Annotated in this window: 9 protein-coding genes; 8 read left to right on the top strand and 1 reads right to left on the bottom strand. The window is 43.4% G+C overall.

What is annotated here, in order from left to right; translation table 11 throughout:
* Position 1: 1 nt before the first annotated feature.
* On the bottom strand, positions 2-1,696 hold the full coding sequence (locus tag BLS64_RS02605; RefSeq protein WP_093111424.1) for a sulfatase family protein: 1,695 nt from the start codon (positions 1,694-1,696) through the stop codon (positions 2-4).
* Between the two features lie 203 nt (positions 1,697-1,899).
* Between BLS64_RS02605 and BLS64_RS02600 the strand changes: the two genes are divergently transcribed.
* From BLS64_RS02600 to bglX, 8 genes are all read left to right on the top strand, one after another.
* Positions 1,900-4,533 (top strand): helix-turn-helix and ligand-binding sensor domain-containing protein, encoded by a 2,634-nt coding sequence (locus BLS64_RS02600; RefSeq protein WP_245693359.1) that lies wholly within the window; start codon positions 1,900-1,902, stop codon positions 4,531-4,533.
* A 222-nt stretch (positions 4,534-4,755) separates the two neighbouring features.
* On the top strand, positions 4,756-7,758 hold the full coding sequence (locus BLS64_RS02595) for a SusC/RagA family TonB-linked outer membrane protein (protein ID WP_093111420.1): 3,003 nt from the start codon (positions 4,756-4,758) through the stop codon (positions 7,756-7,758).
* A gap of 12 nt (positions 7,759-7,770) precedes the next feature.
* Complete coding sequence (locus BLS64_RS02590; protein WP_093111418.1) at positions 7,771-9,297, top strand: RagB/SusD family nutrient uptake outer membrane protein; 1,527 nt, start codon at positions 7,771-7,773, stop codon at positions 9,295-9,297.
* 19 nt (positions 9,298-9,316) lie between these two features.
* Positions 9,317-11,014 carry a LamG domain-containing protein gene (locus BLS64_RS02585; protein WP_093111416.1) on the top strand — a complete coding sequence of 566 codons (1,698 nt, stop codon included), beginning with the start codon at positions 9,317-9,319 and terminating at the stop codon, positions 11,012-11,014.
* A 76-nt stretch (positions 11,015-11,090) separates the two neighbouring features.
* Positions 11,091-12,431 (top strand): glucoamylase family protein, encoded by a 1,341-nt coding sequence (locus BLS64_RS02580; RefSeq protein WP_093111414.1) that lies wholly within the window; start codon positions 11,091-11,093, stop codon positions 12,429-12,431.
* A gap of 20 nt (positions 12,432-12,451) precedes the next feature.
* Positions 12,452-13,822, top strand: coding sequence for a glucoamylase family protein (locus BLS64_RS02575; protein ID WP_176763409.1), 1,371 nt, complete (start codon positions 12,452-12,454; stop codon positions 13,820-13,822).
* A gap of 18 nt (positions 13,823-13,840) precedes the next feature.
* The gene (locus tag BLS64_RS02570) at positions 13,841-14,656 is read left to right on the top strand and encodes a carboxylesterase family protein (protein ID WP_176763408.1); all 816 of its coding nucleotides are present in this window, start codon (positions 13,841-13,843) and stop codon (positions 14,654-14,656) included.
* Between the two features lie 36 nt (positions 14,657-14,692).
* Positions 14,693-17,032, top strand: coding sequence for a beta-glucosidase BglX (gene bglX, locus BLS64_RS02565; protein ID WP_093111408.1), 2,340 nt, complete (start codon positions 14,693-14,695; stop codon positions 17,030-17,032).
* The last annotated feature ends 3 nt before the right edge of the window (positions 17,033-17,035 follow it).

Here is a 17,035-nt window from a genome sequence, read left to right as displayed (position 1 = left end):
TTTACTGGTCCATATCTCCCTGGTGGTCCCCATCGGGATAGTGCTCAGGATCTTCACCCGCCAGTTTTGCGAAGACCCGGTAAGCCTTCCTTACCTTTTCAGGAGGGTTCTGCTCAAATTCTTTTTCGGTTACCCGGTATTGCTGCTGAAGAGAGTCAAGAGTCTGATGCAATTGCTTCTGCACTTCTGCATATTCTTTGGAATTATAAAGGTTATTCTCCTCCAAAGGATCAGCCTGCAGGTCGTACAGCTCCCATTCGTCAATGTCATCGTAAAAATGCATCAGCTTATATCGTTCAGTTCTTACACCGTAATGTCTTTTAACCATGTGGAAGGCGGGAAAATCATAATAATGGTAATAGACCGCATTCCTAAAATCTTCATCAGCAATCGCATTATTGAACAATGGTCTTAAAGATTTCCCCTGCATTTCTGAAGGGATCTCTACCCCGGCAAAATCCAGGAAGGTAGGCGCAAAATCAAGGTTCTGAGTAAGAGCATTGATCTCTGTACCGGGTTCGATCTCTTTTGGGTATTGCACGAGGAGCGGCATAGCCAGCGATTCCTCATACATGAAACGCTTGTCAAAAAAGCCTTTTTCACCAAGATAAAAGCCCTGATCTGTGGTATACACTATAATGGTGTTCTCATCCAGTCCCTCCTCTTCCAGGTAGTCAAGGATCTTCCCCACTCCTTCATCTACAGAAGCCACAGTTGCCAAATAATCTCTCAGGTAACGCTGTCCTTTCCACTCGGCAAGCGCTTTTCCTGTTAGGTTTGCTTCATGAAAAGCGTCGTTTTTTGGGCGATATGCTTTATTCCAGATATCCCTTTGAGCTTTGGTCATCCTTTCAAAATCGGTTTTCCAGGGATTATGCCTTAGAGAATCACTTCCTTTTTCTATACTCATCTTAAGATCATGACCTTCATACATGTCCTCGTAAATTGTCTGCAACTGCTGTTGTGCTGCGACCTGTCCCTCATGGTCAGAAAAATAGGTTTTAGGTAAAGGAAAGGTAACAGAATCATACAGGTTCAAATGTCGCGGTGCCGGCATCCAGTTCCTGTGCGGCGCCTTGTGCTGAACCATCAGCAAAAATGGCTTTTCTGAACTCTTATTTTTCTTAAGCCAGTCTAATCCCATTTCCGTAATTATATCTGTAGCGTAACCTTCTATCCTGGAAGTATCTGTTTCGGTCATGAAATCGGGATTGTAATAATTCCCCTGATCTACCAGCACGTGCCAGTCATCAAAACCTTCAGGCTGCCCGTGAAGGTGCCATTTTCCGAAGAGAGCCGTTTGGTAACCGGCTTCTTTTAAAAACTTCGGAAGAGTGGGCTGACTCCCGTCGAAGACTTCCCCGTTCATCCTGAAGCCGTTGATATGGCTGTGCTTTCCGGTAAGGATTACTGCTCGGCTGGGCCCGCATATCGAATTGGTACAGAAATTATTGATGAACCTTGCACCCTTTTGAGCGATTCGGTCAATATTAGGTGTAGGCGCCAGCTGACTCACCGGGTGTCCGTACGCGCTGATTGCCTGGGCAGCATGATCATCGGTCATGATGAAGACGATGTTGGGACGTTTTGCCTCCTTAACTTCTTCTTTTTGCGGTTCGGTCTTGCAGGAAAAACTCATTGCTAAAAGTGGTAGCGCAAAAAGCAGGTTTTTTAGGGTCTTTTGCCGTACGATCATGGTCACAATAATTTGAAAAATGAATGTTCAGGTAAAACTAGGAAATTTTCCCTATTTTTACGGCCTAACTTACCCAAACAAAAACTGCTCAAAAGTAATTTAGGAACAGAATGAAGCATCTGTATCTGTCAGTAATTCTGACTTTTATATTTTTTACCGCCCCAGATCAGCAATTAACCCCGCCTATACAAAACCATTCCTCTGTGGAGTATGAAGGAGCAAGTCAGAATTGGGCGATTTCCAGTGATGACCAGGGGATCATTTACGCTGCAAATAACCAGGGATTGCTAAGCTACGACGGACAACGGTGGGAACTTTTTCCGCTCAAGAACGGAGCCGTAATTCGGTCTGTCCTTCCACACCAAGGCAGAATCTATACCGGGTCTTACCAGGAATTCGGGTATTGGAAAAGGAACGAAAAAGGGGAAATGAATTACACTTCCCTCATGTCCCTTCTTAAAGATCCGCTGGAAAGTGAAGAATTCTGGGAGATCCTGGCTTTCAAAAATGCCATTTATTTCAGGTCTTTTGGCGCCATCTATAAATATGAGAACGAAAAAATTGAGGTAGTCAAGAACGTTGGAGTCAACAAAATGACGGTATATAAGGACCGCTTGCTGATAGCGGTTTCTAAAAAAGGCCTTTTCTACCTGGAGCAGGACGGTACCTTGGAGCCGATTGAAAACCAGGAAATGCTGAACGGGAAACGGGTCCTGGACCTGGAGGTTGACGGCAATGAGATCCTCATTGGCACCAGAGACCAGCTTTTCATCTACAAAAACGGAAAATGTAATACCTACCCACATACAGAACTCAACATTCAACTTGCTGAACACGAGTTCAACCACATTTTGAAAGTGGGCGATAAACAGCTATTACTGGCAACAGTAAGAAATGGGGTACTGCATCATGAAATGGAGACCGGAAAAACTTCTACATACAACCGGGAGAACGGCCTGCAGAACAATACGGTATTGGGAATGACCTCTGTGAACGGAAAGCTGTGGCTGGCGCTCGATGATGGTATTGATGAACTACATCTTAACTCCTCCATTCGTTTCTATACAGATCATACCGGCGAACTTGGTGCTGTTTATGATCTGGCACGCTACCATCAAAAACTATATGCTGCCAGTAACACCGGTGTATATCAAATTCAGGATCATACGGTAGATCTGGTTAAGGGAGCACAGGGACATTCCTGGAACCTTGAAATCCTGGACAACCAGTTGTACAGCAATCATAATTCCGGAACCTTCAGGATCAAGGATGGACAGATGGTACCTATTGACAGTCGTACCGGAAGTTTTCAGATCCTGAAATCTGCCATTAAGAATAAGTACTTGATCGGGAATTACACCGGCATCAGTATATATGAACCTTCAGAAGATAGCCTGGTAAATCTTGAAAGGGTACGGTTTCCTGTGAAAAAACTGCTTTTTGAGGATCCCCATACTTTATGGGCTGAGCACGCCAATGAGGGTATTTACAGAATTGGCTTGAATCAGGAATATTCTGAAGCCACTTTTGTGACAAGAATTGGCGCAGAAGAGGAAGTTGGCCACCGGCCAAAGATCTTTAGCATAAATAAGCAGATAGCCATTCTAAAGAACCAAAAATGGTACCGCTACAACAAATTCAAAGATAGACTGGAGCGTTTCCCTGAACTGGAAGAATTTGAAAATCATGAGCTGCTTTTGGAGGACGAAAATGGTTACTGGTTCTCAAATAAGAACGACAATTCACTGCTGTTCACGAATTTCAGAAATACCAGGCTCAAAATTGGATTTGAAGAATTAGACCATAGAACTGTAATTGACAATGAAAAGATCGTAAAAGCAGCCGATTCCCTCTATTATCTTACTTTAAAAGATGGTTTTGCACAGATCGATCTGCAGGAAATGATATCCTTCCGTAAAAATGAGCAGATAGCTGCACCCATCGTCAAGGGTTTAATAGGAAAAGAGGAGCGTTACGACCTCAGCACTGTACCCACCATACCTTTTGAAAATGGCAGAAAATTAACCATTCTTGCAGGACTGCCGGGAGCGAACGGTCAATTGCATTATCAGCTTAAGGGAGATGAAAACCTGGAGGGAACAATAAATAATGGAAGCATAATTTTTCAAAATCTATCTCAGGGCGGATATCAGTTGCGTCTTTTTGCATTAAGTCCCCAGGGAATATCATCGGCCGTAACCACTCTGGATTTTGTCGTGGAAGCTCCCTGGTATCTATCTTTGCCAATGAAGTTCGTTTACATCATCCTGCTGCTGGGAATAACAGGGATTATTTACCTTATGAACAAGCGAAAACTCCAAAAACACCGTGAATTCCTTGAGCAAAAACTTGAAAAAGAACATCAGGAAAGAATAGAACGCCTGGAAAGAAAGCGGCTTGAGGATGAGATAATGCTTAAGCGGAAGGAACTCGCCAACACCACCATGATGGCTGCGAAGAAGAATGAAGTGCTAATGGACATTCAGGGGGAACTAAACAAAGACAAGGATAAATTTTCCAATCAGTACAGGCTTAAGCATATCATGACCAAGATCAACAAAGCCATTAAAAGCAAGGATGAATGGCAGGTGTTCGAAACGAATTTCAAAGAGGTTCATGAAGATTTTTCCAAAGACCTTTTAGAAAGATTTCCCAATCTCACAGGTAAAGACATCAAGCTGTGTTCATATCTCAAAATGAACCTCACATCCAAGGAGATCGCTCCCTTAATGGGAAAATCTGTAAGAGGGGTGGAAGTGCATCGTTACAGGTTGCGAAAAAAATTGAAACTGGACAGTGAGGAAAACCTTTCGAACTACTTCATTAAGAATTTTTAATTTCTGAATTTTCCCGGTGTTTTATTAGGAAAATCGACTACATCATTACTACAACATTGGCTTAGTTTAACATTTTGTGTTACATCATTTAACACGTAAATGCTTATTTTTAAGCCACTTAACTCTGAGTCGTCTTCTGAAGTAGTAGTTGTGTACTAAATCGTTTTCGGATACCTAATTGTGGCTGTATTTTCGGAAGGCAATTCAAAAAATACTGATCGCATGAAAAATAGTTTACTTTTTATTTTCGCATTTCTGATCATAAATCCGCTCCTTGCCCAGGTGAACAAGACCATCACGGGACAGGTTCTGGATCCACAGGGAATGCCTCTGCCTGGTGCAGAAGTAAAGGTGATTGACAAAGACATTTTTGACATCACCGATTTTGACGGGAATTTCACTCTTGAAGGTGTGGAAGTAGGCGATACTTTCAGAATAACTTTCCTGGGGTTCCAACCACAAGAATTACCTGTTCTGGAGGCCAATGAATACTCAATTACTTTACAGGAAGATGCGGCAACTCTGGACGAAGTGGTAGTGGTGGGTTATGGAACCCAAAGAAAGGCTGACCTTACAGGTTCTATCGTTACTGTTCAGTCTGAAGAAATAGAGAAAACCCCTACCTCCAATGTCATGCAGTCTTTGCAAGGAAAAGTTGCCGGGGTTCAGATCACTTCAGTTGGTTCTCCCGGAGACTCTCCCAACGTGAGAGTTAGGGGACTTGGAACCTACACAAGTGGTACTAATGTCTTGTATGTTGTAGATGGAGCCCTGTACGATAACATTGATTTTTTAAGTACAAAAGACATCAAATCAATCAACATCCTTAAAGATGCATCCTCTGCAGCGATATACGGTGTAAGAGCGGCCAATGGTGTTATAATCATAGAGACCAAATCGGGAAGCCTTAATCAAAAACCACAATTCGAGTATGATGGTTATACAGGCATTCAACGTGCCCAGGATATCGTAAAAATGGCAAATGCCGAACAATTCACGACGATGGCTTTCGAGTCTGGATCTGAGGCCGATGCCCAGTTCGTTTTAAATGCCATGCAAAGGTTCGGCCGTAGTCGAATCAATCCGAATATCCCTGATGTCAATACCGACTGGTATGACGAGATCCTTAGAGATGGTATAATCCAGAGTCACAGTGTAGGAGTTTCAGGAGGAGGAGATAATGTAACTTATTCCCTGGGAACGAACTATTTTTCACAAGAAGGTATCCTGGATATGAAGAATGAATACGAGCGTTTCAATATTCGATCTAAAATGGACGTGGATATTTCTGACAGGTTCAAGACCGGGGTTAATCTTGTGTTTAGTAATGCTACCAAGTATGCACCTGAAAATGCTGCCTGGTTCAATGCTTACTTCGCTGTGCCAATTCTTCCCACTATGGATCCTCAAAATACTGAGGCCTCACCAATAAGGTTCGCAAACGCACAGCTTCTTGGTTACAGGAGCACTCAGAATCCACTTCCCCTTATGGAATTTAATGAGAACAGGATCAAGACAAGAAAATTATTGGCTACCATGGATTTCCAGTACGAAATCATTGAGGATAAGTTAGATCTAAAAACGACCTATAGCCATAACCTCATTACTTTTGAAGAAAGATACGTAAACCTACCCTATACCCTGGGAAATAACTATGAAGTAATCTCTTCTATAAGACGAGAAAACAACACCTTTTCAAATCAATACTGGGATAATATTCTTACCTATAAAGATCAAATAGGTGATCACAATTTTACCGCAATGGTAGGTACTTCATACAGAGATGAAGCAACCAATGAGTTTGAGGCTACCGGACAAGACATTAAAGGAATTGGCCTCGAATCAAGCCGGTATTTAAATTTTGCCAATCCGGAATCTTTTAATAACAACGTCAATGAAATTGGGAGAAGGTACTATGGGATTTCTTATTTCGGAAGAGTTTCCTATAATTATCTGGATCGTTATTTAGTCTATGGAACATTTAGAGCAGATGGTTCTTCAAAATTCACACTTGATCCATGGGGTTATTTCCCATCGGTAGGATTAGGATGGGTACTTACAGAGGAAGCATTTATGGAAAATGTGGGAGTAATCGATTTCTTAAAATTCAGAGCTGCATGGGGTAAACTAGGAAATGACAATGTAGCTGCCAGTGCAGGTACAAATACAATAGAGGTCGTTACCTTGCCTTTTGGAGAAAATCAGTACACCGGGATAACTTCTACCAGTGTATTCTCCAATAACACATGGGAGGTAATTGAAGAATTGAACTTCGGGATCGATCTCGAACTCCTCGATAACCGTCTTGATATTACTGCGGATTATTACACCAGAGATACAGAGAACGCTATTCTGCCCGTGTACATCCCAATCGTGAACCGCAGTATAGACCGTAATTCGGGGGTCATTAGAAACCAGGGTTTTGAATTCAGTGCTAATTATGTGGGTAATATTGGCGAAGACTTCCAGTTTTCTGTTGGTGCAAACCTAACCACTCTTGATAATGAAGCAGTTGAAATAGAAGACGAAAGGGGTTATTTAGACGCCGGTTCAGCAGAATTCAGACAAAGAACCATAGAGGGTGGACCACTTTTCGCCTTTTACGGTTACGAAAGAGTAGGAGTGTATCAAAATCAGGCACAGATCGATGCAGACCCTGTCGCAGTAGCAAATAACCTTGTGCCGGGGGATCTAATTTACAGAGATCAAAATGGCGACGGTGTGATCAATGACGAAGATAGGGTGGTTTTAGGATCATTCCTGCCGGATGTAACCTACGGAGGAAACATTTCCATGAATTATAAAGCTTTTGATTTCTCCATGAATTTTTATGGGCAGGCAGGCAATAAGATCCTAAACCGTAGAAGAGGAGAGATCATTTTCACGCAGGACACTAATATGGATGCAGATTTGGCGATCAACAGGTGGCATGGAGAAGGAACAAGTAATATTTATCCTTCCTCTGCAGGGATGCGGAAAGCCTGGAACCAAAGATTGAGCAACTTCTGGGTTGAAGACGGAGATTTCTTCAGAATCCAGAACATCCAGCTTGGATATACAATAGAAAATGAAGAATTGCCATTAACACGACTTTACTTTACGGCAGAAAGACCATTTTCATTCTTTGACTACAACGGGTTTACTCCTGAAGTAGAAAACGGTGTAGACCGGCAGACCTATCCGGTACCTTCTATCTATACTGTAGGAATCAATGTTAAATTTTAATAGGCAGAAACAATGAAAAATTCAAGAAATATATTAATTCGGCTTTCTCTACTGGTCTCTGCGCTGGTTATAAGTTCATGTACAGACAAACTGGATGTGCAGGAAGGCCAGCTAAGTACAGCAGATATTGATTATACTGATGCAAGAGGAATGATCGAACCATTAATTGGAGCCTACTATGAAGTAGGAACCCGAGGATGGGAAGAGCCTATTTTGCTTGGGGTGCGTGGAGATGACGTTAACGCCGGAGGTCTTGGTGATCAACAACCTTTAGCCGACACAGACCGTTATAATTATGATAAGGATTACTGGATGTATAACTCTCTCTGGAATGTACACTACAATGATATCATTAATTTAAACACTGCTATTCTTCAGGTCGAAAATTTTATGGAATACGCCACTGGAGCCGACCTGGCCCGTGGAGAACAGTACATTGCTGAAATAAAAGTATTGCGTGCATGGTTTTATCTCAATTTAGCCAGAACCTGGAGTGATGTGTTTATCATTACCTCCAATCAACCAGAAGAAGAACTGGCGCAGGGAGTTTCTACCAAAGAAGAGGTCTTGCAGTTCATTATCACAGAAATGAATGAGGCGATCCCAAATCTTCCAGATCAAAGACCCAATGAGCGAACAGATCTACCAGGTGGTGTAACCATGTATACTGCATATGCATTAAAAGCTCTCGCACACCAGGAACTTGGGGAACCTCAGGGAGTTGCAGATGCTGCCGGGGCGATCATCAATTCCGGGAAATTTTCTCTTTACCCCGATTTTTACCAGTTGTTCAAAAAGCCTGGAGAATTAAGTAATGAAAGCCTGTTTGAGATCCAATATTCTGACTATGGCACCGAGACGGGAGAAGCTTTCTATCATACTTATGCTCCTTTTGGACCTCAAAACTGGTCTCCCGCCAGGGCAAATGCATCAGGAGGATGGGGTTTTTACGAACCCAGCAAGAAATTTATTGGTTTTATGCTTGACAGGGATGAAACTGTACGTCTTCAAACCAGTGTTCTTTTTACAGACAGAGGGATTGAGGAGCTGAGAAATGAAGGATATACAGATCTTCCGGCATTCGTTAGTAATGAAACACCTTCAGGGGATGTAATCGAGGATTTTCCTCGTGCCCTCTTTTCAAGTGGAAAGCACTACTTGCCATCCATACAACTTACAGATGGCCGAAATAATTACGGTGCGGGAAAAAATTTCATCGTAATAAGATACGCAGAGATTCTTCTCATGTACGCTGAAGCATTGACTAACGGCGCAAGTGGTACGGGACTTACCGCAGATCAGGCCGTCAACCTGGTAAGGGAGCGTGCCAATATGCCTCCGCTATCTGGAGTGACCACGCAGGATGTACTTGATGAAAAATTTGCCGAACTGGCCATGGAATGGGGTATCCGTTTTTATGATATGATTCGAGTCGATAACTACAGTGAATTGAGCTATGACGGCAGAACTTTCACTGCTGCCGATGAATATTTGCCTTATCCGCAGGCACAGGTAGATGCATTACCATTAGGAAATTAGATCTTAAAAATCAGAAAAAATGAAAAAAATTAATATAAAATATTTAAGCCTTCTCGTCTTCCTACTTATCCTTGCAGGATGTGAGCGGGAAGGAATAGATCCTATCACGGCAGTTGATCCCGGGCAAGATGAAGGCGCCCCAGAAGTTACCATTAACTATCCCAGAGAAGGTACAGTGATTAATGAAGCCTCCGAACTTTCTGATATTGAAATCGATTTTCGAGTCGAGGATGATATTGAAATCGAAGAGATCGAGGTACAGGTGAATGGACAGAACGTTGCAACCTACACTGAATTTCCAGATTACAGGATCGCTTTACAAAAAGTCACTTTTGAAGATCTCCCCCTTGGGCAGCATACGGTTACGGTAACGGCTACCGACACAGACGGCAAAGTTACTACCAAAACTGTGAACTTCACCAAGGAACCTCCATACTCCCCAAGGTTTGCGAATGAGATCTTCTACATGCCTTTTGACGGATCTTTTATGGAGCTCGTGGAACTGCAGAATCCAACACAGGTAGGAAATCCAGGATTTTCTGATGATGCTTACGCCGGCAGTGGTGCCTACCAGGGGGCTTCAGATTCCTATCTCACAATTCCAATGGCAGACCTCGGAAATGAATTCACCGTTGCTTTTTGGTACAAACTTGATCCAAACCAGGAAAGAGCAGGAATCATTACTGCAACAGATGATGATGACAGAAATCAGGGCTTCCGATTATTCAGAGAACAAACTGACCTTATCAAATTAAACGTAGGCACAGGTGCCAGCGATGTTTGGAATGATGGTGGGAACATTGGTACTGAGGCCGAGTGGACCCATATCACTTTTACTGTCTCCCCTTCCGGAACCGCAATATATTTTGACGGAAACCTGGTAAGAGAAACAGATCTGGTCAATGTACCAATAGACTGGACCAATGTGGAAGAACTAGTAATAGGTTCAGGATTGAATTTCAGCGGCTGGGGACACAATTCAGATACAAGTTTGATCGATGATCTAAGAATATTTAATGCCGCCCTGACAGCTGAGGATATCAATATGATGGTTAATCCTCCTTCTGAAGATCTATCACTTTATCTTCCATTTGATGGAGATTATACTGAACAAGTTTCTGGAAGAAATATTGAGGTAGTTGGTTCTCCCGGTTTTGCTGGTGAAAGTGTTGCAGGAAGTGATGCTTATGCAGGAGCCGAAGGCGCTTACTTAACTTTCCCTTCTGATGGATTACTGGGTGAAGAATTCAGCACAACCTTCTGGTATAAAGTAAATTCCACTCCAGACCGCGCGGGTATCATTACAGTGAGTGCTGTTAATGAAGAAAATCCTGATGCAAACAACCTTAATTATGGTTTTCATTTATTTAGAGAGGGATCTGCCGATAGCCAACGTATTAAAGCAAGTGTTGGTACCGGAAGCGCTAATAGTTGGAATGACGGAGGCCTAATTGATGTAACTGCCGGAGAGTGGGTACACGTGGCTTTCACTATTTCAGGTTCCGAAAGTAAAATCTATTTAAATGGGGAACTAGTGAATAAAGCTGCTGTTTCAGGCGGTGTAGACTGGACGGGAGCAGATATTGTGTCTGTAATGTCCGGTGCCCCACGTTTTACCGCATGGAATCACCTCTCAGACAGAAGTTTTATTGACGAACTGCGTTTCTACCGAATCGCTTTAACTCAAGAGGAAATAGTTGACGAAATGAACAACTAATCATTAAGAATACAGTCCTCAAAAACTACATTTTTGGGGACTGTTCTTTTTATTTGACCCACAATCACTTATCTCCATGAAAAGTTTAATTAAATACTTTTCCGTGCCGTTTATTATGATCTTTTTTCTGGCCTGTTCTAAAGATTCAGGCCCGGGATATCAGGAACCCTACATTCCTGGTTCCGAAGAAAACGGATCTGAAGAAAGCTTAAGCGATGAAGAACTTCTGGAACTTGTTCAAAAGCAGACCTTCAGATACTTCTGGGATTTTGCTGAACCTAATAGTGGGATGGCAAGGGAACGGTCCCAGGCTGATGCTTACAATGGAGAAGGATTGAACATTGTGACTACCGGAGGAACAGGATTTGGTCTTGCCTCCTTCCCGACCGCAGTTGAACGTGGCTGGATCACAAATGCCCAGGCAATACAACGATTAGATAAAATATTGACCTTTTTAGAAACGGCACCCACTTATCACGGGGCATTTTCTCACTGGTATTTTGGAAATACGGCGCAAACCAGGCCTTTCAGCGAGTTTGACAATGGAGGGGATCTGGTTGAAACCGCCTTTTTAATACAAGGGTTATTAATTTGTCGGGAATACTTTGAAGATGAATCGATTGACACCAGAATAACCGAGCTTTGGGAAAATGTGGAATGGGATTGGTACACTCAAAATCAGAATACCCTGTACTGGCATTGGTCACCTAATTATGGTTTCCAAATGAACATGGAAATAAGGGGCTGGAATGAAGCTTTGATCGTGTATGTTTTAGCAGCTTCTTCTCCTACCCACCCAATTACCCAAGAGGTCTATATAGAAGGATGGGCATCAGGTGGCAGCATGATGACCAATAGAATGCATTACGGCATAAATATGCCTTTAGGTCCGGCTTATGGTGGACCTCTTTTCTTCAGTCATTATTCGTTTATTGGCCTTGACCCCCGAAACCTTCACGACCAATTTGCAAATTACTGGGAGCAGAATACTGCCCATACCTTAATCAATTATGAATATGCGGTAGAAAATCCCAAAAATTATAAAGGATATGGACCAAATTCATGGGGGTTAACGGCATCTGACAATCATGAGGGTTATTCCGCTCATAGTCCTACTAATGATCTGGGAGTTATTACTCCAACTGCCGCTCTTTCCTCTTTTCCTTATACTCCGGAAAAGTCGATGCAGGCACTAAGATATTTTTATGAAGATATGGGTGATCAATTGTGGGGACCCTATGGCTTCTATGATGCTTTTTCAGAAGAACACAATTGGGTGGCAAATGGTTATCTGGCCATTGACCAGGGGCCCATTGTGGCTATGATCGAAAATTACCGCACCGGTCTACCCTGGAGTTTGTTCATGTCAATTAAAGCTGTTCAAAGCGGACTACAGAAACTGGGCTTTACCTATTAAATAAATACCACAGATCTAAAATGAAAAAACCTTACATACTAATAATTACCTTTTCAACGCTTCTTTTCATGAACTGCAAACAGGAAAAGAAGCTTGCAGAAAACGCAACAGACCGACCTGTTCAGGAACAGGAAATTTCTGAAGAAGCTTTGTTGGACACCGTTCAAAAACAGACCCTCAAATACTTCTGGGATTACGCCGAACCCAATTCAGGAATGGCTCGCGAGCGTTTTCATCCTGACGGCAATTACCCCAAAAATGATGCCCACGTGGTTACCACCGGGGGTAGCGGGTTTGGCCTAATGGCCATAGTTGCAGGAATGGAAAGAGGGTTCATCCCTCGTGACTCCGCAGTGGCACGACTAGATAAGATAGCCGAATTTCTTGATAGCACCACCCGCTTTCACGGCGCATGGCCTCACTGGATCAACGGAGAGACCGGCGAAACTCAGGCCTTCGGAAGAAAGGACAATGGAGGTGACATAGTGGAGACCTCATTTTTAGCCCAGGGCTTCCTTGTAGTAAGAGAATATCTTAAAAACGGTTCCGAAGAAGAACAAGCCGTTGCAGAAAAATACGATGAACTCTGGAAGGGGATCGAATGGGACTGGTACACCAACAATAAAGACGGGATCTACTGGCACTGGTCGCCCGATTATCAATGGGAAATGGATTTCATGATAGAAGGTTACAACGAGTGCCTTATCACCTACGTGATGGCAGCCTCTTCCCCGGAACATGCTATAGATGCTGATGCATATCACAAAGGCTGGGCCCGCAGTGGTAACATTACTACCGATGTTGAGGCTTACGGTCTCCCGTTGATCTTAAAGCACAATACCCGGGGAGACAAAGGCGGACCTTTGTTCTGGGCGCATTATTCTTACCTCGGACTTAATCCGAAAGGGCTTTCAGATAGATATGCTAATTACTGGGACCTCAATGTAAATCACACGCTGATAAATTACGAGTATGCTCAGGAAAATCCGAAGAATTTTGAAACCTACGGACCCAATTCCTGGGGTTTAACTGCAAGCTACACTCGAAAAGAGGATGGTGGAATTGGCTATACGGCACATTCTCCAGATGACGACCGCGGGGTGGTTTCCCCAACAGCGGCCATAAGCTCTATTCCTTATACCCCCGAAAAATCGCTGAGAGCCATGAGGTATTTTTATACAGACCTGAACGACCTGTTATGGGGACCTGCAGGATTCTACGACGCCTTTAGTCTTGAAGGCGAAGATTGGGTAGCGCCTCAGTATCTTGCGATCGACCAGGGGCCTATGGTAGTAATGATCGAAAATTACAGGTCAGGTTTGATCTGGGACCTGTTCATGAACGCTCCCGAAATCAAGAAAGGTCTGGACAAACTTGGTTTTAACTATTAATAAATGTGACCGTTGAAAATGAGGCTTTTGTATCTGATTCTCGCACTGCTCTACACCCTGCTGATGATCCCATTCTCGATCGGGGCACAAACGTATGAGGATTATCAGCGTAAAACATTTATCCAGGGAAAGGATACATTGAATTACAGGGTCCTCTTTCCTAAAGATTTTGACCGAAATAAAGAATACCCCCTGGTGCTTTTCCTTCATGGAGCAGGAGAACGAGGCAATGACAACAAGGCACAGCTCACCCATGGCGGCGACCTGTTTCTGAAGAAAGAAGTAAGAAAAGAATTTCCCGCGATCATCATTTTTCCACAAGCCCCAAAAGAAGATTACTGGGCCCGGGTCGATGTTGATCGTAAAGTGAAACCCTTTGAGTTTAATTTTAAGAAGGAGGAAGGGCCTACAACATCCCTACAGTTGGTAATGGCCCTTCTGAATTCTGTTTCTGCGGAAGACTATGTAGACAACAACAGGATCTATGTGGGCGGACTTTCCATGGGCGGAATGGGCACCTATGAACTCATCTATCGTCAACCAGAAATGTTCGCGGCGGCATTTGCCATTTGTGGCGGGGCAGATCCCGCTATTACTGAAGATTACCCGGATGGATTCAACATCTGGATCTTTCACGGAGAAAAAGATGATATCGTGCCACCTTCTTTTTCAAAAGAGATGGCCCGAATGATCAATCATTACGGAGGCAACGCCAAGTTATCCCTTTACCCGAATGACAACCACAACAGCTGGGATTCGGCTCTTTCTGAACCTTACCTGTTAAGCTGGTTGTTTTCCAACCAAAAAGGAAATAGAAATACCACGGCCAAATAAAAACTCTGGTAGATAGAGGCCGCTAAAAATTAAGAAATGAAGACCAATTTAAAGAAAATATCAATATTTAAAAAAGTAAGCCTAATTGTCTTTTTGGCACTTTCCACAACTGCTTTTTCTCAGGTTGATCGTATCAATTATGAAGCCTACACAGCCGACAAAGAAAAGATGGACAAGACCATAGACTCCTTAATGGACCTTATGACCCTTACTGAAAAGCTTGGCCAGTTAAACCTGCCATCTTCGGGGGATATCACTACAGGGCAAGCGCAAAGCTCGAATGTCGCCCAAAAGATCAGGGAAGGGAAAATCGGTGGGCTCTTCAATATCAAATCGGTAGAAAAGATAAAAAATGTCCAGAAGATCGCGGTTGAAGACAGCCGCTTGGGAATTCCCATGATCTTTGGAATGGACGTTGTTCACGGCTATGAAACCTCCTTTCCTATCCCTCTTGGACTTTCCACTTCCTGGGACATGGATCTGATCGAGGAAACGGCAAAAATGGCAGCTAGGGAAGCTACCGCCGACGGGATCAACTGGACCTTCTCCCCTATGGTCGATCTTTCCAGAGATGCAAGATGGGGTCGCGTTTCCGAAGGAGCCGGCGAAGATCCTTTTTACAACAGCCAGGTGGCAAAGGCCATGGTACGTGGTTACCAGCAAGATGATCTTAGCAGGAACAATACCTTGATGGCCTGTGTAAAACATTTCGCGCTATACGGTGCAGCCGAGGCAGGCAGGGATTACAATACGGTTGATATGAGTAAGAACCGTATGTACAACGTTTACCTGCCTCCTTACAAAGCGGCGGTTGAAGCAGGGGTCGGTTCGGTAATGGCGTCTTTTAACGAGATAAACGGGGTACCAGCGACAGGAAATAAATGGCTACTAACTGATGTTTTGAGAGAGCAATGGGGTTTTGATGGCTTTGTCGTGACCGACTATACGGGGATCAACGAAATGGTAGACCACGGAATAGGTGACCTCCAAACCGTATCTGCCCGTGCTTTGAACGCCGGCATCGATATGGACATGGTGGGCGAAGGATTCATTTCTACCCTTGAAAAATCCCTGGAAGAAGGAAAGGTGAGCATGGAAACCATTAATACAGCGGTAAGAAGAGTGCTGGAAGCGAAATACCAGCTCGGCCTGTTTGAAGATCCTTACAGATATCTGGATGAAGAAAGGGCGGCGGCGGAAGTATTCACCAAAGAGAACCGGGATTTTGCAAGACAGGTGGCTTCCCAGTCCATGGTATTGCTTAAAAATGAAAATAATTTACTTCCGTTACAGAAAGAAGGGACCATAGCAGTAGTAGGCCCTCTTGCCTCTAACCGGACCAATATGGCCGGTACCTGGAGCGTTGCCGCACCTCAGGATAAATCGGTTTCAGTACTGGAAGGGATCAAGGAAGAAGTTGGTAACCGTGCGAAAATAGTATACGCAAAGGGAAGTAATGTCTCCTATGACCTGGAGCTCGAAAAAAGAGGAACTACCTTCGGAAAAGACATTCCAAGGGACGGCAGATCTGATGAGGAATTAAGAAAAGAAGCCATAGATATCGCTGCAAAAGCCGATGTCATCATCGCTGCAATTGGAGAATCCGCAGAAATGAGCGGGGAAAGCAGCAGCCGTACGGATATTTCGATCCCTCAGGCTCAAAAGGATTTGCTACAGGCCCTTTTAAAGACCGGAAAGCCGGTAGTGCTTGTATTGTTCAACGGCCGACCTTTAGTCATGAACGAGGAGGATGAAACGGTTCCTGCCATTCTGGATGTTTGGTTCGGAGGGACTGAAACAGGATCGGCCATTGCCGATGTCCTTTTTGGGGAAGTTAACCCTTCAGCTAAATTAACCATGAGCTTTCCAAGAAGCGTTGGCCAGATACCCATCTTCTACAATCATAAGAATACCGGAAGGCCTTTGAAAAATGACAAGGGAGAGTTCGAAAAATTCAGGTCTAATTACCTGGATGAACGCAATGAACCTTTATACCCGTTTGGATATGGTTTGAGCTATACCACTTTTGAATATTCAGATCTTACTCTAAGCTCTGACAAATTATCTCCTGAGGATACACTTGAAGTTTCGGTTACCGTAAAAAACTCCGGCAACTACGATGGTAAGGAAGTTGTTCAGCTATATGTGAGAGATCTTGTTGGTTCTATCACCAGGCCGGTAAAACAACTTAAGTGTTTCCAAAAGGTATTCATCGAGAAAGGAGAATCAAAAAAAGTCATTTTCAGCATTACTGCCGAAGATCTCAAATTCTATAACAACGAGCTGGAACATGTGTATGAGCCTGGAGAATTTGAAGTATTTGTAGGAACCGATTCCCGTAATACTCTTAAATCTGAATTCGAACTAATAAACTGATTG

The organism is Salinimicrobium catena, from assembly GCF_900102915.1.
Taxonomy (GTDB): domain Bacteria; phylum Bacteroidota; class Bacteroidia; order Flavobacteriales; family Flavobacteriaceae; genus Salinimicrobium; species Salinimicrobium catena.
The sequence above is the reverse complement of the archived record's forward strand: the minus strand, read 5'-3'. Positions and strand labels throughout refer to the sequence as shown.